At 39.6% G+C, this 23,504-nt stretch carries 11 protein-coding genes and 2 pseudogenes; 8 read left to right on the top strand and 5 right to left on the bottom strand.

Features of this window, described 5'->3' with window-relative positions:
- Positions 1–531 precede the first annotated feature (531 nt).
- Positions 532–1,809 carry a ubiquinone biosynthesis hydroxylase gene (locus tag ACFIKX_RS07460; RefSeq protein WP_375628726.1) on the bottom strand — a complete coding sequence of 426 codons (1,278 nt, stop codon included), beginning with the start codon at positions 1,807–1,809 and terminating at the stop codon, positions 532–534.
- 742 nt (positions 1,810–2,551) lie between these two features.
- On the opposite strand from ACFIKX_RS07460, the gene ACFIKX_RS07455 reads away from it, so the two are divergent.
- The 7 genes and pseudogenes from ACFIKX_RS07455 (at position 2,552) to ACFIKX_RS07425 (ending at position 12,312) form a co-directional block, all read left to right on the top strand.
- Positions 2,552–4,993 (top strand): DNA translocase FtsK 4TM domain-containing protein, encoded by a 2,442-nt coding sequence (locus ACFIKX_RS07455; protein WP_375628725.1) that lies wholly within the window; start codon positions 2,552–2,554, stop codon positions 4,991–4,993.
- Between the two features lie 718 nt (positions 4,994–5,711).
- Positions 5,712–5,975, top strand: a pseudogene (locus ACFIKX_RS07450) (DNA translocase FtsK); the annotation flags it as partial.
- Between the two features lie 121 nt (positions 5,976–6,096).
- Complete coding sequence (locus ACFIKX_RS07445; protein ID WP_375617820.1) at positions 6,097–6,705, top strand: outer membrane lipoprotein carrier protein LolA; 609 nt, start codon at positions 6,097–6,099, stop codon at positions 6,703–6,705.
- Positions 6,706–6,738: 33 nt separating this feature from the next.
- The gene (locus ACFIKX_RS07440; protein WP_375628723.1) at positions 6,739–7,554 is read left to right on the top strand and encodes an exodeoxyribonuclease III; all 816 of its coding nucleotides are present in this window, start codon (positions 6,739–6,741) and stop codon (positions 7,552–7,554) included.
- 61 nt (positions 7,555–7,615) lie between these two features.
- Complete coding sequence (locus tag ACFIKX_RS07435) at positions 7,616–9,097, top strand: efflux transporter outer membrane subunit (RefSeq protein WP_375628721.1); 1,482 nt, start codon at positions 7,616–7,618, stop codon at positions 9,095–9,097.
- Entirely contained in the window at positions 9,094–10,320 is a 1,227-nt protein-coding gene (locus ACFIKX_RS07430) for an efflux RND transporter periplasmic adaptor subunit (RefSeq protein ID WP_375628719.1), read from the top strand. The genes ACFIKX_RS07435 and ACFIKX_RS07430 overlap by 4 nt, the downstream gene beginning before the upstream one ends.
- 3 nt (positions 10,321–10,323) lie before the next feature.
- On the top strand, positions 10,324–12,312 hold the full coding sequence (locus ACFIKX_RS07425; protein ID WP_375628718.1) for a MacB family efflux pump subunit: 1,989 nt from the start codon (positions 10,324–10,326) through the stop codon (positions 12,310–12,312).
- A gap of 1,154 nt (positions 12,313–13,466) precedes the next feature.
- On the opposite strand, the pseudogene ACFIKX_RS07420 reads toward ACFIKX_RS07425, so the two are convergent.
- Positions 13,467–13,681 (bottom strand): annotated as a pseudogene (locus tag ACFIKX_RS07420) (integrase); the annotation flags it as partial.
- A 730-nt stretch (positions 13,682–14,411) separates the two neighbouring features.
- On the opposite strand from ACFIKX_RS07420, the gene ACFIKX_RS07415 reads away from it, so the two are divergent.
- Positions 14,412–19,364, top strand: coding sequence for a DEAD/DEAH box helicase (locus ACFIKX_RS07415; RefSeq protein ID WP_375628717.1), 4,953 nt, complete (start codon positions 14,412–14,414; stop codon positions 19,362–19,364).
- A 1,357-nt stretch (positions 19,365–20,721) separates the two neighbouring features.
- Here ACFIKX_RS07415 and ACFIKX_RS07410 read toward each other — a convergent pair.
- Genes ACFIKX_RS07410 through ftsE form a run of 3 tightly spaced genes read right to left on the bottom strand, consistent with a single transcriptional unit; the run spans position 20,722 to position 23,000 of the window.
- Complete coding sequence (locus tag ACFIKX_RS07410) at positions 20,722–21,390, bottom strand: YdcF family protein (protein ID WP_375628715.1); 669 nt, start codon at positions 21,388–21,390, stop codon at positions 20,722–20,724.
- Between the two features lie 4 nt (positions 21,391–21,394).
- Entirely contained in the window at positions 21,395–22,348 is a 954-nt protein-coding gene (locus ACFIKX_RS07405) for a cell division protein FtsX (protein ID WP_375628714.1), read from the bottom strand.
- Positions 22,341–23,000, bottom strand: a complete 660-nt coding sequence (gene ftsE / locus ACFIKX_RS07400; protein WP_273723097.1) for a cell division ATP-binding protein FtsE — start codon at positions 22,998–23,000, stop codon at positions 22,341–22,343. The genes ACFIKX_RS07405 and ftsE overlap by 8 nt, the downstream gene beginning before the upstream one ends.
- Between the last annotated feature and the right edge of the window lie 504 nt (positions 23,001–23,504).

Here is a 23,504-nt window from a genome sequence, read left to right as displayed (position 1 = left end):
CCATTATACACTTTACTCGCCTCCAATGTTGCTAAAGCCCTTAGTCCTTGAGAGAGGGAGCCTTTGTATTGCTTTGTTTAATTGTTTTTATTTATACGATACTCTCACTTGTGATGTGCAAGCGAATGATTTTGATTGCTTCAACATGAGAGAGATTTGAAATAAGGGTATTTTATGATCTTTAGACTTTTCACTCAATCTGAGAACAATGAATTTATTATTATAAATAAAGGTGTTGTGTACTAAAAAGTCTTGTTTATTTTGTTATGCCGTGAAATGGCTTCTTTTAAGTGGTGATATAAGGTAACCTCTTTGAGACATTAAACGTTTTTTTCAGTGCATGGTGAATATTCTTAGAATGTAGCTTGCTTGTCGAGTTTAATGTTAAGTGAAATATGGGAGGAGGAAGTCAAGAAAAAATTACTCGACAGGAATCCGGTTTGTAAACAGATTGGATGAGATAGGAATTTTTTGTTCTTTGAAGGAGGAAGGCAAAGGTTGTAAAAAAAGTGAAATAGTATGAATTTTTGCTTAAAGTGGGAAGCCGCGTAGAAGACGTGGGGCATTTGGAGAGAGTCCGGCAGCTTCTTGAATGAAGTATTTTTTTATTTTTGGTGCTTGATTAATGATTCCAAGTCCGGTATCGCGGAGCATCCGTAAAAGAAGGCTATCATTAGAAAAGAGTTTATTAAGCCAATCATTGCTTAAAGCCATACGGACAATTTCAAAACGTCTCCAGCTTTGATAGCGCTCTAAAGCCGTGAGGGAGCCAATGTCAAGACCTAGTCGTGCTGTTTCAATAATCACTTCAGCCAGCGCAGCGCTATCGCGTAATCCTAAATTGAGTCCTTGTCCTGCAATGGGGTGGATGGTATGGGCGGCATCGCCAACGAGAGCAAAACGTGGTTTAACGCATTGACGTGTTAAAGAAAGACTCAAAGGAAAAGCTTGACGTTCGCCATCCCAAGAGAGTTTGCCTAATCGATGGCCAATGCGTCTTTCGAGTTCTGTTTCAAAAATAAGTGCATCAGCTTTGAGATAATATTGCGCAGTTTTATGATCTTCATTCCACACAATGGCGGATCGGTTGCCTTTGAGAGGGAGAAGAGCAAAAGGACCGGCAGGTAAAAAATGTTGAATTGCTTGACCATTATGGGGTTTTTCATGTTCAACTGTGCAGATGATTGCTGTTTGTTTATAGGGATGAGAAAAGTTTTTAAGATCTGCTTTTTGGCGTAATTTCGAATGGGCTCCGTCAGCTGCAATAAGCAATTTTGTTTGCCAAACCTCTTCATTATTTAAAGTGACGGTTGTATGTTGGTCTTCTTGATGAAAATCAATGACACGGGTGTTTGTAATAACAGGGATATTGAGACCTTTGACACGTTTTTTTAAAGTGTTGATGAGTTCTCTATGCTCTACCATAGCAGCAAAGGGCTCACCGGGATTAATGTCGCCTTCAAAGGTTAAAAGAGTGGGTTTGACAGGATCATTTGTGCTTGTATCTGTGATGATCATTGAATGAATGGGTTGCGCATAGGGTTTTATAGGTTCCCAACATTGTAATTGTTTTAACATACGAATAGAAGCAGCAGCAAGGGCAATGGTTCGTATGTTAGAAGCAGGGGTATCTCCTTGTGGAGCAGCATCAACGATTTTTATTTTCAGATTAGGGGCTGTTTGCTTGAGTGCTATCGCTAGGGTTAAACCGACAGCTGCCCCCCCTGCAATGAGCAGATCATATTGTTTAGTTTTATGAGATTTAATTTTTTTATTGGGTTGTACGTTTTTATTGCGATTAGAACACACAATACTTCTTCCATTGTTTATAGGTTGCTTTCTTTTAAAAAGAATATCTTTTTATATTGCCTAAAATATCTTAACTTTTACTTTTCTCTCTGCTTTACAAAAACGAGGTTTCTTTTTAGCATCAATCTGATGACAGATTGGTTTTTCAGAGTTTTTCTGCTTAATCATTTATGTGATTCATCTTACAGATTTATCGGATAAGCTTTTTTAAATATCTTCTTCAATTCTTTTTACACTTGGTTGATAAAAAAGAAAACTAAAAATAAACAAAGATGGTCGTGTATTTTTTAAGTTGTGTGAGTTACTTCAGTATGCTTGTCCTGAAGGGGGCCATTTCGTTAGTATGATAGATAAAAATAGATAAAAAATTGTGGTCATTCGTGATGGTTAAAACAGTATTCATATTTTGCCGTTATCATGATGTAGCGTAAAAAATATTATTTGTTTAGGAAGGTGCCTATAGCACCCATGTAACACTTTACACATGAGGTGTTTTTGGTTGATCGTGTGATAAATATTCAGGGAGAGCTTTTTGTGCGCCTTATGAAGGATTGTCTCTTAGGGTGGTGGTATATGAATGATATGAAGTGATTAGAAGGTAGAACGCGCTAGATAAGAAGTCGGATTGTTTACAGGCGATTTGTTTACAAATCGGCACAGAGTTTAAGCTTCATTCTTTTTTAAGAGAGAGAGGGAGTTATAACTCTTTAAAATATGAAAGTTTTGTATTTGGAATTGATAGATGCACCGAAGTTCTTCTCCTTATGATTCATTAGAAGCGCGAAATTCTCAAGGTTCGCGTCTTATTGAGATGTTTTTACGTCAGATAGGAGTATTTATTGGGCTCGGGCTTTTGGGCTTTATTATTTTTTGTGTGTTTGCTTTGGCGACGTGGAATGTTGCGGACCCATCTTTAACCCATGCAAGTACAAATGAGGTTACAAACCTTATGGGGTGGATGGGGGCAATTTTTTCAGATTTTATTATGCAGTTTTTTGGCTTGGCAAGTCTTTCTGTTTTGTTGCCACCGTTATTTTGGTCTTTTCTCTTGTTGGCGCAAAAGAATATCTACAATTTGACTTTGCGCTTTTTTTTATGGGTGCTATCAACGATTTGTTTTTTAATTGCTTTTGCCCTTATGTCACCTGTTTCTTCTTTTACTTATTGGCCATTGCCAATGGGGTTGGGAGGGGTTTTAGGGGATAAAGTTTTAAGTGTTGCTTCTTCAGTCTTTCCTCTTTTTCTTTCTCCTCCTTACACGGTGTTTTTCAGTGTTGTTTTTATTCTTTTAGGTTTTTTCACCGCTGCTTTTGCTGGTAATGTGATATGGCGGCGTCGAACAAAGAAAAGAAAAGAAAAAAGCATTCCAAAAGACGAAATCGTTAATCCAGTCTTTGAGTTGGAAGAAGATACGGAATATGCCGCAGAGGAGGATCGTGAAAATCATGTTTTTTTTGCGACAACTTGTGGCGCTCTTTTGCATCTTTTTTATTTTTTACAAGCGCGTTTTTTTCGTTTATTCTGTTTCAAAAGGCGTTTTCAGAGTAAAGGGCAAGGAAAGCCATTTGATCGGATTGAGCCAACTTTTTTAGGTGAAAAAGTAAAGTGTGAGGAAAATCAAAATAAAGCCTATGTTTCTCCTGTTAAAAATCGAAAGTCTTTAACAGCTTCTTCAAAGGGTGGTTTTGTTCTTCCTCTTGTAGATTATCTTTCGGTTCCACCACCGTCTGTTAAGGATGCAAAACTTTCTCCTGCTGTTTTAAGAGCAAATTCTCAGGAGCTTGAAGGGGTTTTGTTAGATTTTGGGGTCAAAGGCAAAATTATAGATGCTTGTCCTGGACCGGTGGTAACTTTGTATGAATTTGAACCGGCTGCAGGCATTAAGTCTTCCCGTATCATTGGTTTGGCAGATGATATTGCACGCTCGATGCGTGCGATTTCGGCGCGTGTTGCGGTGGTTCCAGGACGTAATGTTATTGGAATAGAATTGCCTAATGCAAAGCGTGAGATGGTTTATTTACGAGAAATGTTGCAGGCGCAAGAATTTATTGACAGCAAAGCCAAGCTAGGACTTGCTTTGGGTAAGACAATCGGGGGGGAAGCTGTTGTTGCAGATTTAGCAAAAATGCCCCATCTTTTGGTTGCTGGTACAACAGGATCGGGAAAGTCTGTTGCTATCAATACAATGATTTTATCATTGCTTTATCGTATGACACCTGAACAATGTCGTCTCATTATGGTGGACCCGAAAATGCTTGAGCTTTCGGTTTATGATGGCATTCCCCATTTATTAACACCCGTGGTGACAGATCCTAAAAAAGCCGTGATTGCTTTAAAGTGGGCTGTTCGTGAAATGGAAGAACGCTATAGTAAAATGTCAAAACTAGGCGTTCGTAATATTGATGGGTTTAATGCACGTCTTAGGGAAGCTGCAAGTCAGGGAGAGACAATGGTGCGGACAATTCAAGTTGGATTTGATCGTGAGACTGGTGAGCCTCTTTATGAAACGGAAACACTTGATTTTAGTCCTATGCCCTATATTGTTGTCATTATTGATGAAATGGCTGATTTGATGATGGTTGCTGGTAAAGATATTGAAGGAGCGGTTCAACGTTTAGCACAAATGGCACGTGCTGCCGGTATCCATGTAATTATGGCGACACAGCGTCCTTCTGTCGATGTTATTACTGGGACGATCAAAGCCAATTTTCCTACACGTATTTCTTTTTCTGTGAGTTCAAAAATTGATAGCCGAACAATTTTAGGTGAACAGGGGGCCGAGCAATTATTGGGACAAGGAGATATGCTCTTTATGATGGGAGGAGGACGTATTCAGCGTGTGCATGGGCCTTTTGTTGCGGATGATGAAGTGGAGCAGGTTGTTGCGCATCTCAAAGCGCAAGCACGACCGGATTATTTAGAAACAATTACGCAAGAAGTTGAAGAGGATGGTGCTGATGTTTCTTTGTCTTCTCCTTCAGAAGATGATCCCTATAGTCAAGCTGTTGCTATTGTGCTTCGTGATCGTAAGGCTTCGACCTCTTATATTCAACGCCGTTTAGGCATTGGTTATAACCGCGCTGCGACATTGATTGAGAGGATGGAAGAAGAAGGTATTATTAGTCCAGCAAATCACGCAGGGAAACGAGAAATTTTAGTGCCTGCTGAAGAAGAGCGCTTTTGAAAAATCTTTATAGTTGTTTTTTATAATACCTTGTAAAACAAGTGTTTATCCTATTGTATCGTAGAAAGTCTGCATTTTCATATACCAGCTCTCAATTTGCGATAGCTCCTTGGTACTTGAGACTCCTTATAAGGGGATTCTTTATCTTATATAACTTTTATCCATACACCAATCTTGCTTGTAACGTGCAAGCAAATGATTTGAATTGATTCAATATGAGAGAGTATATGATGAAAGAATCTTATTGTATTTGGCGTTATGATTTAAGTTAAAAAGATAAATTATTATAAATCAATATCTTGGTATAAAATAATGTTATTGCGAGTGTAGGGGTGTAAAAGCATGTAAGACTTGATATTTAAGTGTCTTTTTAAGTGCGCTCTAAATATTTAGGGCAAGGCTGATCTGTCGAGTCTTAATATAAATGAATTATATGGGGTGGTAAGCTAAGTGAAATTTGCTAAACTCCAAATTGTTTACAGAGTGGTTCGGATGAAGATTTTTATTCTTTTGGGTGGGAAGGAAGTCAAAAAAGCATTTTTGCCACTTAAAAGAGCTTTTAGGTTCGCGAGTAATATGTTTAGTCCTTAATCCATTATGTATTGACTATAATTTATGTTGCTTCATAGATTAGGGGTGGGAAAGAATATATTATGCGTTTAGAAAATCAGCAGAAAAGCAGGAAAATTTGATGATTTCGGAAACTTAAACGCAGACTGATTATTTGGAAACGATACCGCAAGAAATAAAAAAGGATGTTTCTTTAGCTTTTTCTTTAGCAGATGATTCCTATTGTCAAGCTGTTGCTATTATGCTTCGTGATCGTAAGGCTTCAACTTCTTATATTCAATGTCGTTTAGGCATTGGTTATAACTGTGCCGTCACATTGATCGAAAGGATAGAAGAAGAAGGCATCATTAGTCCAGCTAATGATATGGGTAAGCGAAAAATTTTGGAGACTGTCGAAGAAGAATACTTTTAAAAATCTTTTGATATTTTTTTCAAACAATATCTTTATCTTATAAAGAAGGGTATTTATTCGTCGTTGATCACTTAAGTTATGAATTATAAAGTCAATTAAGTATTGCTTGGGAGCATTTTTTATGAAAACGTCTTTTTTACCGCAAAGAAGAGTCTTTGGGTTGGTGGGAATTATTATCTTTTGGTGTTTAACTGTTCCTGTTTTTTCGCAAGCATCTAATAAAGTGATAAAGGCGCAAAATGTTGTGAATCACTTTGCGGCAATCAAAACAATGACAGGTGATTTTATTCAGTTTAGTCCAAAGGGAAAAATGTCTCAGGGGACATTTTATTTAGAGCGCCCAGGGAAAATTCGTTTCATTTACAAAAAAATGCCTTTACAGATTATTTCAGATGGCCAATTTGTAGGTATTAACAATCGGGCTTTGAATACTTGGAACTTTTCACAACTTTCGCAAACGCCAATGAAATTTTTGTTGGATGATAAAATTGATGTATCTTCTGGGCGCTTGTTCGCATTTCGCGAAGATCCAGGGGCTGTAACGATTGTTCTGCGTGATAAAACGATTGGGGCAGGGCAAATAAGGATGGTTTTTGATTCTAAAGGCTCTGCTTTGCGACAGTGGACAATTGTTGACCAACAAAATTTGGAAACTACTGTGCAGATTATGAATGTGCGGACAGACGTCCGGTTCGCTAATGGGATGTTCACACTTCCTTCGAAGAAATGAAGAAAGAGTGTTACGTCATTGGGATTAAAACAAATGTTCTTTCGTATTGCGACTTGGAATATTAATTCTATTCGTTTGCGTCTTGCACAGGTTTTTCAGTATTTGAATCTCTTTTCCGCAGATGTTTTGTGTCTACAGGAAACAAAATGTCCAGATGCTTTATTTCCAGTGGAGGCTTTTGAAGCAGCGGGTTATAAGCATATCGCATTGAGTGGACAAAAATCTTATAACGGGGTGGCTATTGTTTCTCGTTTGCCTTTTAAAAAGGTAGAAAAGCGTTTTTTTTGTCAAAACCAAGATTGCCGTTATATCTCAGTTATTGTGGAAGCCCATGGGAGAAGCTTGCGGATTCATAATTTTTATGTTCCTGCTGGGGGAGATATCCCTGATGCTGATGTGAATGAAAAGTTTCGTCATAAGCTTGATTTTTTAGAAGAAATGTCCTCCATTCGTGCGGATCAAGGCGATGGTCTTTCTTCTCTTTTGGTGGGAGATTTAAATATTGCTCCTTTGGCAGAGGATGTTTGGTCTCATCAGCAATTGTTGAAGGTTGTAAGCCATACTCCCATTGAAACCGAGCGTTTGCAGGATTTGTGTTGTCAAGGTGGATGGGTTGATCTGATGCGGTTGCATATTCCTGTTCCTACCAAGCTTTACACATGGTGGAGTTATCGTGCTCGCGATTGGGCATTTACCGATTATGGGCGGCGGCTTGATCATATTTGGTCTTCTCAAGATTTAGCTCCTTTTGTTGTAGATCTTTCGATTTTTCGTGATGCGCGCGGATGGGAACGTCCTTCAGATCATATTCCTGTGCAAACTGTATTTGATTTTTCACGTCAAGTTTGAAATAAGAGGTAAATAAAGTATTAATATTAAATAATGATTCTGAAAGAATGCGGGAGACTGGATGTATATCAGAAATCTCAAATGGGGCGCTTCTCGTGGATTATTTTTTAGTGTCTTGTTGTGTTTGCTTTTGTCAGGATGTATGGTTGGTCCTAATTACCAGAAAACATCTTTTCGTGTTCCAGCAGTTTGGGGAGAAAAATCTGCACAGACTGCACGGCAGCCCGTTGCGCTTGCCGGATGGTGGCGGCATTTGAATGATCCTGTTCTAGATGCGTTAATGGATTACGCGATTTCTGGAAATAATAATGTTGCTGTTGCCAAAGCTCGGGTACGTGAGGCGCGTGCGGGTTTAGGACAGGTTGTGGGAACTCTTTTGCCAAATGTGTCCAATTCAATTTCAGGAACCCGTAGTCGTTCTGGACAGTCTGATGCATTGTTAAACCAGTATAGTAGTGGTTTTGATGCAAGCTGGGAGCTTGATTTTTTTGGTGGGCATAAACGTGCGGTTGAAGCAGCGCGTTATGGCCTTGATGCGGCTGTGGAAGATATGCGCGCTACCATGGTGACATTACTAGGAGATGTGGCAACAAATTATGTGCAAATGCGTGGCTGGCAACAAAAGTTGTTTATTGTGCGGCAAATTGCTGTATCACAACGTAAAACTTATGAACTGATGCGCGCTAGATTAACAGCTGGTGATGTTTCTGAGCTTGATGTTTCAAATGCGCAAGCACAAATGGCAAATACAGAAGCAGATATATCACAGATGGAAGCGAATTTAGCAATGAGCGTTCATCGCCTTTCTGTCTTAACTGGTCGTGTGCCTACGGCATTGAAGGATCTTTTACAAAAAAATGCTAAGCATGCAAAGATTCCACAACCACGCTGGCCGATACCAGCAGGAATTCCAGCCGATATTTTGTTAACACGTCCAGATTTGCGACGGGCAGAGCGTCAATATGCGCAAGCGACAGCACGGATTGGTCAACGTGAAGCAGATCGTTATCCATCACTTACTTTAACAGGTAATATTTCGACAGCAGCAACGGCAATTGATCAATTATGGAAAAATTCAACGATTGGCTGGTCTTTTGGACCTGGTCTTCGTTTTCCTCTTTTTAATGGAGGTCAGGTCGAGGCTTCTATTGCGGTAGCGCGCGCGCAGCGTGATCAAGCTTTTATTACTTATCGAGCTGCTGTGTTGGAAGCTTTAGAAGATGTAGAAAATGCGCTTGTAAGATTAACGAAGGAACATCAACGCTTAGAAAAGCTAATCGTTGCGAATAAAGCTTCTCTTCATTCCTTAAAACTTTCACGGAACCTTTTTGAGAATGGAAATACTAGTTTTCTTGAATTGTTAAATGCTGATCGCTCTTATTATTCTGCACAAATGGCGCTTAAAGATAGCCGTGTTTCTTTGGTTACGCAATATATCACGTTGATGAAAGCGTTGGGGGGGGGCTGGGATGGCGTTGTTGATGTATCGCGTCCAGAAGTCGTTGATGGTGCACCTCGTTCGCGTGCAAAGGTAGGGAAATGAAAAAAAACTTACTCAAAAATTTCATTACAAAACACAAAAAACTTTCCTTCTTTTTAACTGCTATATTTCTCATTCTCTTGTTGTTATGGTTGCGTTCTGTTTTTTTTGGAACATCTACTCCAACTTATATAACAGCGGTGGTGAAGCGTGGGGATATTGAGGAAAGTGTTTTAGCTTCTGGTCTTGTACGTCCTTACCGGTTGGTGGCTGTTGGTGCGCGAGCAACAGGGCGTGTGGTGTCAATGCGTGTTTCTCCTGGGAGTGTTGTTAAAGAAGGCGATCTCTTAGCAGAAATTGATCCTACAGATCAGGAAAATGATTTAAAAAGAAAAAAAGCAGCATTATCGCATTATTATGCGAGTTTGGTAGAACAAGAAGCCTATCTTTCTCTTGCACAGAAAAATTTAGAGCGTCAGAAAAAAATGATTGAAACACGTGCGGTTTCACGTGCGAACCTCGAAGAGGCTGCGACACAGGTGAAAATACGCGAGGCGCAAATTGAACAACTTCGTCAGCAGATTGTGCAAGCACAAATTGATGTGGAGAGTGCAGAGGTTAATTTAGGTTATACACGTATCACTGCCCCTTCAGCGGGAACGGTTTTGGCAACAGTTGTGGAAGAAGGGCAGAATGTGAATGCGGTTCAGTCGGCGCCAACAATTGTTATTTTGGGTGATTTATCAAAGATGACGATCAAGGCGCAAATCTCAGAAGCAGATGTTCTTAAAGTCCGAGCTGGACAACCACTTTATTTTACAGTTCTAGGTAATTCACAGCGTCGTTATGAAGGCGTTTTAGAAAAAGTAGAGCCGGCTCCTGAAACAATTCGTGCTGATGTGAGTATTAATCCTGGTATGGTGAGTGGTTCTAGTGCTTTAATCTCATCGGCTATTTATTATAACGGAATTCTACATGTTGATAATGCGGACAATTTTTTGCGAACCTATATGACTGCTCAAGTTCATATTATCTTAGGGCGCGCACAGAATGTCTTGTTGGTTCCAAGTAATGCTTTACGCGATGAGACAAGAGAGCGTAAAGCATGGGTTTCTGTTTTGGTGGGGGAAAATAAGTTGGTTACTAAACAGGTGAGCGTTGGGTTGAATAATAAGGTTATGGCAGAGATTATTTCAGGACTTAACGAGGGTGATGTCGTCGTCACCAGTTCGTCTGATGGAGTGATGCCCGAGTCTTCTAACATGCATAGCGAAGACGAGAGTTAAAGCATGAGCACAAATCAAGCAGATGCTGTCTTCGTCTTGGAAAATATTGTGCGCAAATTTCCTGCGGGCGAAGCGTTTGTTACCGTTTTGAAAAACATCAATCTTACCATTAAACGTGGTGAAATGGTGGCAATTGTAGGTGCTTCCGGTTCAGGTAAATCTACCTTGATGAATATTTTAGGCTGTCTTGACCGTCCAACTTCTGGCCGTTATTGGATCTCTGGTAAAGAAATAGCTTCCCTTTCTGCGGATGAATTGTCGGCTTTGCGACGTAATCATTTTGGTTTTATTTTTCAGCGTTACCATTTGTTGAATGAATTGACAGCTCTTGGTAATGTTGAAATTCCGGCTATTTATGCGGGAAGTGCCGTGGAAGCAAGGAAAAAGCGGGCACAGGATCTTTTAACACGTTTGGGCATGGGTGATCGGATAAATCATCGTCCAAATCAGCTGTCCGGTGGTCAGCAACAACGTGTTTCTATTGCTCGGGCGCTCATGAATAATGCGGAGGTCATTCTTGCAGATGAACCAACTGGTGCATTGGACAAAAAGAGTGGGCAAGAAGTATTGCATATTTTGGATGAACTTCATCAAGAGGGACGTACTATTATCATTGTAACCCATGATATGCAGGTGGCTGAAAGAGCAGAGCGTATTATCGAAATCAGTGATGGGGAAATTATTGCTGATAAGCGGTCAAGGGTTGCAAAAACAAAAGTTGGTGGAAAATCTCTTCAGGAACAACAAAATCTAAAAGGCCAACAAAAACTGGGCTTTTTTCGTTCTTTTGTTGAGCGATTCCGTGAGGCGTTTGTGATGGCTCTGTTGGCAATGAATGCACATCGCATGCGGACTTTTCTAACAATGCTTGGGGTGATTATCGGTATTGGGGCGATTATTGCTATGGTGGCTTTAGGGAATGGTACACGAGAGAAAATTCTGGAAAATTTTAAAAGTTTGGGTGCTAATACATTAACCATTTTTCCTGGCAAAAGTTTTTCTGATCCACAAGCAGAAAAAATAACCAGTTTGGTTGAAGCTGATGCAGAAGCCTTGTCTGGGTTACCTTATGTTTCTGGTGTAACACCTCAGATTTCAACAAGCTCAAAAGTGCGTTTTGGTGCGGTTGAAGTCAATGCTGTCATTGTGGGGGTGGGAGAACAATTCTTTCAGACACAGGGGCTTAAAGTTTTCAAAGGACAGTTTTTTGATCAAAAAAGTGTGCATGATCGGGCGGTTGATCTCGTGATTGAAAAAGAAGCATTGTCTGTTCTTTTTCCCCATAGCCATGAAAGCCCTCTTGGCAAAGTGGTGCATGTGGGTAATGTTCCAGCGCGTATTATTGGTGTTGTTGATTCGCAAAATCACGCAAATGGAAACACATCAAATACATTACAGCTTTATTTGCCCTATACAACAGTGCAAACGCGTTTTCTTGGTACAACAGAAGTTCGTGCAATTACTGTTAGGATTGCTGATGATGTCGATTCACATTTAGCGGAAAACATGGTGAAACGTTTTCTCATTATGCGGCATGGTGGAGAAGATTTTTTCATTAGAAATTCAGAATTCTTTCGTGACCGTATCATGGAGAGTACACATATCTTAACACTTTTAATTTCTTCAATTGCAGCGATTTCCCTGATTGTAGGTGGTATTGGGGTGATGAATATTATGCTGGTCACCGTTTCTGAGCGGATCAATGAAATTGGTGTGCGTATGGCAGTTGGTGCACGCCAAAGTGATATTTTGCAGCAGTTTCTCATTGAAGCGGTGTTGGTTTGTGTCATTGGTGGTGGTTTGGGGATCTTGCTTGGGCTTTCTATCGGTGGCTTGTTCCTTCTGTTTAAGGCACCTATCCATCTTATCTATACCATTGAATCGATCATTATGTCTCTTACTTTTTCAACCCTCATAGGAATATGTTTTGGCTTTTCTCCAGCGCGGCAAGCTTCACGGCTTGACCCTGTTGTCGCTCTTTCACGCGATTAGGCTTTATCAATTTGGGCATGTTTGTTGAGATGCTTTACACTTGGATGAAGCGTTTATGAAGCGAAACATGAATGGGAAAAGTTTAGCATTATTTGCTGCTCTATTTTAGAAAACGCTTTGTTCGTTAAGTGAAGCGTACCACTAGAGGTGAACGTTTCTTATAGCGCACCACATCATGTGAGATGTGGTAGGCATATAAGCCTTCTTGAGGCATTAAATGTTTTGAGAATGCATGATGAATATTTTTAAATCTTTCTTGTCAAGTCTTATGGAAGTAAATCCTATTAAGGAGAAGTTAAATGGAACCCGTTAGAATGAGATTACTTGCAGACTGAATTTTGTTAAAAATCTTCGTCTTCTGAGATATGAAGAGGAGGACAAATGAAATATATTGCGCGACGTTTCTTAAGATTTAATTTAAAAAGAGGCGGGGTAGTGAATAGTATATCTGCTAACAAACAAAAGAACAAAAAAGAAGGTTGATGCCAAAAACAGCTTAAACCTCCGTTCTTCCAAAAAAATGAACTGGTATCGAGATAGCTGAGCAGTTTAAGAGGTTTCGTTTAGTCTTTTTAAGATTTTCGGAAAAGAGGTTATGTGGATTTCTCACTTTTGGTTTTGCAGAGGGTGGTGCAAATTATAGGTGTTTAGGTTTATGCAAATAAATTATGATCTTGCTCAAGTTTTAAAATGTGACCTAAGACACTGTCATTTTCTGTTCCTTTATTTGAGTAACGTAGCTTCTTTAGAATATTTTGTTTAAGGCATCGCTTTTTTCTGCCTTATTTCATGATTTTGGAGCTGAAGGATAAACAAGCCATTTGAGTTTCTAGGGTAAGGATGCCGTCAGATACTCGGTAGGGGGCGCGTGATCTTAAGAACTAATACCGTGAGATGCGGGTTTGATTTCATGAGTTTGGTGAGGAAGACAAAAAGTTTGAGAGGCGGATAGCTTCTTATTTTGAATGATGTATGAATGAAAGGGGCTTTCATTTATTGAAAAAGAATAAGCTCATATTCAGCAGGTGTGAGATGAAGTAAGAGAACATCGTAATACCAAGCTGCAATTATGCTGCTAAAGAACATAATGGCGCTAGTGATGAGCAATGGTATGTCTAGTTGGTATGGTATTCTTCCTCCTGCTACAAGTTCGATACAGAGCGCCATTGTGTTGCACATTAACACTCTTTGTTTTAAAGAAACATTTCTCAAGGTATCCAAGCCTATTTTGCGACGCTGTTCATGGTAAATCTATTGAGCACCTCCATCTTTACGCTTATGAAGTAATAAGCCGGCACCATCATTATATTTGCCAGCTCGTGGGTGTTGCGATAGACCTTGCATTAAGGCGGCGGTTCATAAGAGCCATTTTTAGTCATTTCTTGTACAGTTTTTCTCCACACACTCATCCCGCTTGTGATGTGCAAGCGGGTGGTTTTGATTGATTCAAGATAAACAGATTTGAAATGAGAAAATCTTACGTTATTCAGAGTTCTAATTTAATATGAATGACGCTATATTATCATTATAAATCAATATATTGTACATATAAAAAAGAATTCTAAAACCACCCGCTATAAAGTATAAGAAGCGAATAATTAGTCTACGAAATAACAAAAGACAAAGAAATATTTCAAAAATCAATATTTTGAATATCACGATTAATATTTTGCGTATTATAGTAAAATTATATGCATGATCGTTCGTAAAATGCGCTGTTTTGTGTGTGGAGTTTCTTCCTTGGTGTCTTGTGTGTTCGCAGGTGTCGTATCCATTTCCCCCTCTCATTCCTAAGCTAAATCCTAAAATTATTGCGCACTTTATTGTGTATTCTTAACAAAAGGCAAAAAATATTTTCAAAATCATCACGCCTTACCGTTTATTTCCATAGGGATATAGACATCAATAAATGCATCATATGATTTGGGGGATACTCAAAAAGATCAAAAGATTCTCTCTTGTTGATTTAATTAAGCATAGAAGAAATATCTTAAAATCAAGCAATTTTAAGATTTTTTTAAGTTTTTTGGGTAGAACAAGAGGCATTGACGAATTGGTTTAGATTCGATAGTTGAAGGTATTTTTCATTGAGGGGAAGCATGACGCTACAATCGCTTTTACAGACATATCGTGATGAAGCGCGTACCGAACGAGATAAAGGTACATATTTTGAGCGTTTTGCTCTTGCTTATCTAACACATGATCCTCTTCAGTCTGGGTGTTATGAGAAGGTTCAAACCTTTAAAGATTGGGCTCATGAAAATGATTGGGATGGTCATGATACTGGTATCGATCTTGTTGCAAAGCTTCGTGATGGAGGGGGTTTTGCGGCAATCCAATGTAAATTTTATGATGCAGCCTATCGAATTAAAAAAGCAGATATTGATAGTTTTATTTCGGCATCAGGGAAAGCTCCATTCAAGCGGCGTGTTATTATAGATAGTACTGAAAGTGCTTGGAGTGATAACGCTGAAACAATGATACGGGGGCAGGATATTCCTGTTATACGGATTAATCTTTCCGATATACAACAAAGTCCGATCCGTTGGGAAACTTTTGCAGCCCAGGGCAAAGTTGTTTTGGAGGATAAAAAGAAGTTGCGTCCACATCAATTGGAAGCATTGCGTGATGTGCGTGCTGGGCTTGCTCAAGCAGATCGGGGGAAGCTTATTATGGCTTGTGGGACTGGTAAGACATTTACCAGTCTTAAAATTGCTGAGGATTTGGCTGGTGAAGGCAAGTTTGTTTTGTTTCTTGTTCCTTCCTTGGCACTGATGTCACAGACGGTCCGTGAATGGACAACGGATGCAGAAATCGGATTGAGATCCTTTGCTGTCTGTTCAGATACACAAGTGGGAAAGCGTCGTAAAAATAGTGATGATGTTGCTGAAATTGATGTGTTTGATCTTGCTTTTCCGGCGACAACCGATGCTGCTAAACTTGCAGAACAGGTGGCGAAGAGTGTTGCAGATAAGATGACCGTGGTGTTTGCAACCTATCAATCTATTCAGGTGATTGCTGATGCTCAGAAAAACTATGGTTTGCCAACATTTGATCTTATCATTTGTGATGAAGCGCACCGTACAACAGGGGCAACGCTGGTGGGCGAGGATGAATCCAATTTTGTTAAGGTGCATTCCAATGATGTTATTCGTGCCAAGAAACGCCTTTATATGACAGCGACACCACGTATTTTTGGTGATAACGCAAAAAGTCGCGCGAATGAAGTTAATGCTGTTCTTGCTTCTATGGATGATGAAAAGCTTTTTGGTAAAACACTTTTTTATCGGGGTTTTTCATGGGCAGTACAAAATGATCTTTTAACAGATTATAAGGTTATTGTCTTAGCAATGGACGAAAAATTGGTCAGTTCCGCTGTTCAGAAGCGCCTTAGTGATAGCGATTCTGAGCTTATTCTTGATGATGCAACAAAGATTATTGGCTGTTATAAGGCTTTGACAAAACAAAATATGAAGGCTGATGTTGGTACGGATTCATATCCTATGCATCGTGCTTTAGCGTTTTGTAAAACTATTAAAAGTTCTGAACTTGTGCGTGATGAGTTTTCTGCGGTTGTTAGAGAATATCTTGATTATACGAAAGAGGATACAGAAAATGAGCATTTTCTGAAGTGTGAAATTGAGCATGTTGATGGCACTTTTAATGCGAAGGATCGTGGTGCATTACTTGACTGGTTGAAAGCTGATAGTGGTGAGGATGTTTGTCGTATTTTGACCAATGCTCGGTGTTTGTCTGAGGGGGTGGATGTTCCGGCTCTTGATGCGATCATGTTTTTAAATCCACGCAAAAGCCAGATTGATGTTGTGCAAGCGGTTGGGCGGGTGATGCGTCGCTCTGAAGGTAAAAAGATGGGATATGTCATTTTGCCAATTGGTATTCCTCCTGATACTCCAGTGGAACAGGCTTTGAACAACAATGATAAATATCGGGTTATCTGGCAAATTTTAAATGCTTTGCGTGCGCATGATGATCGTTTTGATGCGACGATTAATAAGGCATCCCTCGGGCAAGATATCAGTAATGTGATTGAGATTATTGGTGTCACGCAGAGCACTGAGTTACAGGCTGTTACGGCTGTTGTAGACAATCTTCCGGTTCGCTCACAGCCTGCACGAGCGGGAATTGGAAGTCTGGAGCATGATTGCTTTCTTACAGAGCAGGTAAACGAGGAGCTTTCTTTCTGCGTAGATGAACTTTCTCGTGCGATTTTGGCAAAGATCGTTAAGAAATGTGGGACACGTGATTATTGGGAGGATTGGGCGAGCAATATTGCTGAAATTGCTAAGAATCATATCACGCGCTTAACAGGCATTCTGGCAGAGCCAAATACTGAGGCGCGTCAAGCCTTTGACAGGTTTGTGGCAGAACTGCGTGATGACTTAAATGATGCTGTTACAGAAGCTGATGCGATTGAGATGTTGGCACAGCATATTATCACGCGTCCTGTCTTTCAGGTGTTGTTTGAAGGCTATCAGTTCACACGTGAGAATCCTGTCTCGCGTGCTATGCAGCGTATGCTTGATGTGCTTGATGAGGCAAATCTTGATAAGGAATCCAAAGATCTGGAAAAATTTTACGCAAGTGTAAAATTACGAGCCAGTGGCATTACGGATCCAAAAGCAAAACAGAGGTTGATTGTAGAGCTTTATGATAAGTTTTTTCGTTATGCTTTTCCACGCACTGTAGAAAAACTAGGCATTGTTTATACCCCCGTCGAGGTTGTGGATTTTATTTTGCACTCTGTCAATGATGTCTTAGAGCAAGAATTTGGGCAAACGCTTGGCTCACCGGGTGTGCACATCATGGATCCTTTTACTGGAACAGGTACTTTTATCACGCGGCTTTTACAATCGGGTCTGATAAAGCCAGAAGAAGTGAAACACAAATTTTGTCGTGAAATTCATGCCAATGAAATCGTGCTTTTAGCCTATTATATTGCAGCCATTAATATTGAGACGACCTATCATGGTCTGATGGGGGGCGATTATGTTCCGTTTGAGGGAATTTGTTTGACCGATACATTCCAGCTTTATGAGCAAGAAAAAGACCTGATCAGTGATTTGCTGGTGGATAACAGTACACGTCTGGCGCACCAGAAGGAACTGGATATTCGTGTTATTGTTGGCAACCCCCCTTATTCTTCTGGACAAAAAAGTGAAAACGACAATGCGCAGAATATTGGCTATCCTAAATTGGATCGTCGCATTCGTGAAACCTATGCCGCTCAATCTAAAGCAAGCAATGTTAATGGACTTTATGACAGTTATATTCGTGCCATTCGTTGGGCAAGTGACCGTATAAAAGACTGTGGTGTTATTGGTTTTGTGACAAATGCAGGTTTTATCAGTAGTTACTCTACGGATGGTTTACGAAAATGTTTAATCGAGGAATTTAGCAGCCTTTATATTTTCCATTTGCGGGGGAATCAACGAACTTCTGGAGAACTCTCTCGAAAGGAGGGGGGAAAGATTTTTGGTTCTGGGTCTCGCGCACCTATTGCGATTTCCATTTTGGTTAAAAATCCGGATGCACAACAGCATGGGAAAATATATTTTCGTGATATTGGAGATTATCTCACAGCAAAAGAAAAGCTCCGTGAACTTCAGAGGTTGGGGAGTATTGGTGGTATCACACGTGAACACAGCTGGCAGATGATTACACCTGATGAGCATGGCGATTGGCTGAATCAGCGCAATAATGATTTTGAAAAATTTCTAGCCTTAGGTGACAAGAAAGGCAGTGATAAAAGGCTCTTTGAAAATTTTTCTGGCGGTATACAAACTAGTCGTGATGCTTGGACATATAACTCAAGTCGTGAAGCTTTAGCAAAGAATATGAGCAATATGATTGCTTTTTATAACAGTGAAGTAGAGCGTTTTAATGCTGCGTATCTACATTCTGATCGCAAAGCACGTGCAAATGCTGTGAACGATTTTGTCAATACAGATTCTAGAAAGATTAGTTGGAGTAGTAGCCTTAAAGAAGAATTAATAAGGGGGAAAGCTTTTAAATTTAAAGATACGTATATTACCCAGAGCCTTTATCGTCCTTTTACACAACAGTGGCTCTATTACAATCGTGTTTTTAACCATAGAGTTTTACAAATGCCACGTATTTTTCCTCTGGAACAAGCGGCTGAAAATAAGGTGATACAAGTTACGGGAATTGGAGCAAGCAGTGGCTTTTCTGTTCTGATGACTAAGAATTTATCTAATCTTCATGCAATGGATACTGGTCAATGTTTTCCACGGTATGTTTATGAAGATGCTGTGTCCTTGAAAAATAAGGAGGGGGATCAGGTTCATTTGTTTGCAAATTTTGCAGAGGAAAGCAAAGAAACTGGTTTAGAGCGGCGTGATGCTCTTACGGATGAAGGGTTGGCTTATTTTAAGGCAGCTTATCCTGGTGAAATGATAACAAAGGATGATTTGTTTTATTATGTTTACGGGATTTTGCATTCTGAAGATTATCGTGCTCGCTATGCGCATAATTTATCTAAACAATTGCCGCGTATTCCAACAGTTAAAAAGGTAGAGGATTTTTGGGCTTTTGTTACAGCGGGGCGCAAGCTTGGTGATTTGCATATGAATTATGAAGAGGTTGAACCCTATCCCGTTACCTATAAACAGGGTGATCCAAGAACTTGGGTGATTTCTGATGAGAAGAGTTTTTATCGTGTTGAAGCAATGAAATTTGCTGGTAAGCGTGGTGCTATTGACAAAAGCACCGTGGTTTATAATGCGAATATCACGATGCAGAATATTCCTCTTGAAGCGTATGAGTATGTGATCAATGGCAGGCCTGCTCTTGAATGGGTTATGGAGCGGCAGGTTGTCAAAACGGATAAAGCGAGTGGGATTGTGAATGATGCCAATCGCTATGCTGTTGAAACGGTGGGTAATCCAGCTTATCCATTGGAATTGTTTCAGCGGGTTATTACTGTAAGCTTGGAAACAATGAAAATTGTGCGCAACCTGCCAAAATTGGAAGTGAGAGAAACTGAAAAGGTTAAATTATCCATTGTGCGGTAAAACAGCGCTGTGTCGTAACAAACTGGCACTATCACACACCTTGTCAGCTCGTGGGTATTGCGACAGCCCTTGGCACTTGAGACAAGTCCATAAGAGGCATGTCTTTCTTGTACAGTTTTACGCTGCGCAGGCTCTCTTCCTTTGTGATGTGCAAGTCCTATGTGATGTGCAAGAAAATGGTTTTGATTGATTCAATAGAGAACAGATTTGAAATGAGAGAATCTGATGATATTGAGAGCTCTCATTCAAGTTGTAGCGTAATAAAGTTCCATTATAAATCAATATATTGTATGTGATAAAGCACCTTAGGCAGTGAGGTCGCTAAAATTATGACGCATGAGCTTTAGCGGCAGTGATGAATATTCTCAGGCAGGGTTTTCTTGTCGAGCTTTATGTGAGTAAACCATATAAATGGAGAAGCTGAGTGGAACCTGTCCAGAGAAAGTGGATTGTGTACAAATCGTTGCTAATAAGAATCGTCGCCTTTTGAGATGTTGAGAGGAAATGACAATTCTCATGAAATCTGTCTTTTGAGATGTTCTGATATTGAAGTGAGCAGGTGGAACGCGTTAGACAAGAAGCTGAGTTATTATTGTTTACAGATCAATAGAGTTTAAAAATTTTCGTTCTTTTTGGGAGAGGAAACCAGACAAAAGGTGATCTTAGAGAGCGAAATGATTTCAAAAAAGATTGCGATAAAAAACGTGGGGTATTTGTAGCGGTGTGCGTTTTGAGCTTATTTCTATCTGTGATCTAAAATGCTCTTATGAAGATGCTTTTTAGAATAAGAGATTGTTACTAATATATTGACTTATAATGATAGTTTAACATTCTCTCTGTTGAATGAGAAATCTAAGTATTATAAATTTTCTCATTTTAAATCTATTAAAATTACTTCTTTGCATGTCATACGAGGTTGATATGTTCGTGTTTAAGAAAGGCGTAATGCATGCCTCTTACCAATCATCCCAAGAGGTTTAAGAGCTATCGTAATACTTGGGGGGGTGGCAAAATATAGGGTGAGGCGGTTTGCATTTTTTATGAAGGGTAAGACAGTGGTATAAATAGATTTTTATGACAAGTCTGGAGATCTTATGGCTGTCTGGGGGCTCTATTTACAAGAGCTTATAATATTGGGATGGCATGTACAGATCCGCGCTGTGAGATATGTTTGGGATGTAAGAGATGTTTTGGGTGAACGTGCAAATACAGTGACACGTGCATTGGGATGTTCTGCGTTGTATGAGGGTAAGCTCTGTCGAGTTTTTATAGAGGCAACTCGTGTGGAAGGGTATGAAAGAAAGGTATGAAGAGGTCAGAAGATGGCAAGGTTTTTAAAAAGTCAGAAGGATAAAGATTAGAATGCGGTTCTGATATAGACTTGGAGCGTTTTAATATATTGGAATATAAGAATGCGGATTTGATTGATCTGTTGTATTGCGCTTTCAGCATTGTTCTTTTTAACAGGATAGGCAATGAAATGGATATCAGGCATTAAATATTTAAGTTCTCGCATTGAGCGCCACACATGGTAATCATGGGTGACGATATAAAGGGTTTTATAGTGGTGTTTTTTGATCCAATCGGCGCTTTCTTTAGCATTTCCTCTGGTGTTAATCGCTTGATGCCCGATGTCAATACAACAGGAGATAAGCCGTGGGGTAATATGCATGTTGTGCATGAGACTTTTCAGATTGGTTGTGGTATTTACGCCACTGATGAGGAGACGTGAACCAAGCCCCTTTTGTAAGAGATTAAGTCCTGTCTCTATTCGGTTTTCTCCGCCTGTAAGCACGATAATGGCATCCGCTTTGGGGAGAGGTGTTGGGGGAGAAAGTCGTTCAGTTTTTTCAGAAAAAATAATAAAACCGCCCCAGAAAATTAAAACAATGATTGAAAGAGTAAGGGTTGTCGGTGGAAAATAGCGAAATAAAAAGCAGAGAGACCAACTATTATAGTGGGTCCGTTTTGGAAGAGGACGTTCTAAATTGTTTTGCGTCAATGAGTTGAAAGTGTTGTGAGTCATAAAATTAAAATAAACCGTTTTCACATTGATCAATTTTTTTCAGTTGCGCTAAAATAGTCATGCGGTTTGTAAGGGTGGTAAGAAAAGAAACGAAAATAATAAGAAAAATGATTTTTCCGTAGGGGATGGAACTTATGGAAAGATGTCCAAACAAAGCTGTTACTTGGCTAGCTTCTACTCTTCCCAAGTTATAATTCGTCCAGAGACAAAAGGCTGAAAATAGAAATATGCTTGTGAGACCACCATATAAAGCACCACGCAGCGCAGTTTTAAAAAAATGCCAGTCAAATTGGCGAGCAATGAAAAGAGTTTCAGTACCAAGGAAATATAAGACATTGATAATATGTGTATTTTCTGCCAATGCATTGCGGGTGGCAAAAATGATGGTGAGGATAAGAGAGCCTAAAACCAATGCTAAAATTGAAAAACCAATGAAAACAGTGGTGTGTGCCATGGTCGCAAAACGATGAACCCAAACACGGTGATCATCAAATTGACCTCCTGGAATTTGGGTTTTAATGGCGTGATTAATGGCTGCAAAATTGATTTTTTCATCTCTCTTCAGGGTCACAATGATGAGGCGGGGAAGGGGTAGTTCATTGACATTGAAGCCTGTTCCAAGCCATGGCTCCAGTAACTTTTCTGTAGCTTTTTGGTCAACAATTTTTGCATCTTGTACACCAGAAAATGTTTTAACCAATTGTACGGCATCACGGAGTGCTTTGTTGATATCAACATTGTCAATGGGGCGTATCTGTATTGTTGCTTCATAGCTAATCTGATTACTCCAATTTTGGGCGGCACGTTGGACTAAATCAACACCAATTAAGGTGAGGCTTGAGAGAAATGTCATAATAGCAATCACGGCTACTAGTGCTTTTCCAGAAATATTGCCACTGGGAATAATCGCTGTTGTGTTTTTTTTATTGCTGGTAAAAACGGAGAAAAATTTATTCATGAATCGTCATCCGTCCGTTATGGAGAAGCATACGCCGTGCTGCAACTTGTTCCATTAAGGCAATATCATGGGTGGCAATGATAACAGCCGTTCCAAAACGGTTTAATTCAATAAACAAACGCAGGAGGCGTTTTGCCAAGGGCGGATCGACATTTCCGGTGGGTTCATCGGCAAGTAGAATTTCAGGTTGATCAATGAGTGCGCGTGCAATGGCTACCCTTTGTTTTTCCCCACCGGAAAGAACCGGTGGTAAAACATGAATATGATCTCCAAGACCTACCCAACAGAGAAGATCTTCCACTTCACTGCGATAGGTTGCTTCTTCTTGTCCTTTAATGCGTAAAGGTAAGGAAACATTTTCATAAGTGGTCATGTGGTCGAGTAAACGAAAATCTTGAAAAACCACACCGATACGTTGTCGCAGCGCAGGGAGCTCTTGTCGTTTGAGTAATGCTGTGTCTGTTCCAAAGAGATCAATATGACCGCGGGTGGGTTTGAGTGCTAAAAACATAAGACGCATCAGCGACGTTTTCCCTGCTCCAGAGGCACCTGTGAGAAATTGAAATGATCCAGGAGGAATATGAAAGCTAATATCACGAAGGACCTCAGGGCCCATTCCATAGCGTAGGCCGACATTTTCAAAATGAATCACTTTTTATTATTACTCCTGATTTTATATGGCATCATTTATTCTAAGAACTCTTACTTTCATTGCTTTAGATTTTTGTTGTAAGCTTGCTTATTTTAGATTTCATGGTTTTCAATATTTTTTATACACCCTCGTTATAGATAAATATTTTTGCTCAAGAATATTATCACTTATACTTTCTTTTTTAGCTTTGTTTATGATTTTAGCAGGAATTTCAAAGGGATTCTAGCATAAACATCAGAACTATTTTTCCTTCTTACTCAGAGGCTTTTTTTGCATTGAGTGGACATTAGGTGATTTTAAAAAGCTATGTTGCTCTTTTTATCTTACTTTCTTATTCTTGTTCGCATCCCAATCCTGAGGTTTTTGCTTAAATTATTTCTTACCTGTTATGAAAAAAAGCGTTTGTTGTTAGAATGATTGAGCTTCTCATGAATTGTTTTGTTTTTTATTCTCCTCGGTGGTTTTCGTAATAATGCTGAGATAATTTTAGCAAAAAAACAAAAA

The organism is Bartonella sp. CM86QHHN, assembly GCF_042194695.1.
Lineage (GTDB): Bacteria > Pseudomonadota > Alphaproteobacteria > Rhizobiales > Rhizobiaceae > Bartonella.
The sequence above is the reverse complement of the archived record's forward strand: the minus strand, read 5'-3'. Positions and strand labels throughout refer to the sequence as shown.

Bases quoted from the DNA above. Each gene is read 5' to 3' on its own strand.
- ACFIKX_RS07430 (WP_375628719.1), top strand. From the start codon at position 9,094: ATGAAAAAAAACTTACTCAAAAATTTCATTACAAAACACAAAAAACTT.
- ACFIKX_RS07440 (WP_375628723.1), top strand. From the start codon at position 6,739: ATGTTCTTTCGTATTGCGACTTGGAATATTAATTCTATTCGTTTGCGT.
- ACFIKX_RS07415 (WP_375628717.1), top strand. From the start codon at position 14,412: ATGACGCTACAATCGCTTTTACAGACATATCGTGATGAAGCGCGTACC.
- ACFIKX_RS07455 (WP_375628725.1), top strand. From the start codon at position 2,552: ATGCACCGAAGTTCTTCTCCTTATGATTCATTAGAAGCGCGAAATTCT.
- ACFIKX_RS07425 (WP_375628718.1), top strand. From the start codon at position 10,324: ATGAGCACAAATCAAGCAGATGCTGTCTTCGTCTTGGAAAATATTGTG.
- ACFIKX_RS07445 (WP_375617820.1), top strand. From the start codon at position 6,097: ATGAAAACGTCTTTTTTACCGCAAAGAAGAGTCTTTGGGTTGGTGGGA.
- ACFIKX_RS07435 (WP_375628721.1), top strand. From the start codon at position 7,616: ATGTATATCAGAAATCTCAAATGGGGCGCTTCTCGTGGATTATTTTTT.
- ACFIKX_RS07410 (WP_375628715.1), bottom strand. From the start codon at position 21,390: ATGACTCACAACACTTTCAACTCATTGACGCAAAACAATTTAGAACGT.
- ACFIKX_RS07405 (WP_375628714.1), bottom strand. From the start codon at position 22,348: ATGAATAAATTTTTCTCCGTTTTTACCAGCAATAAAAAAAACACAACA.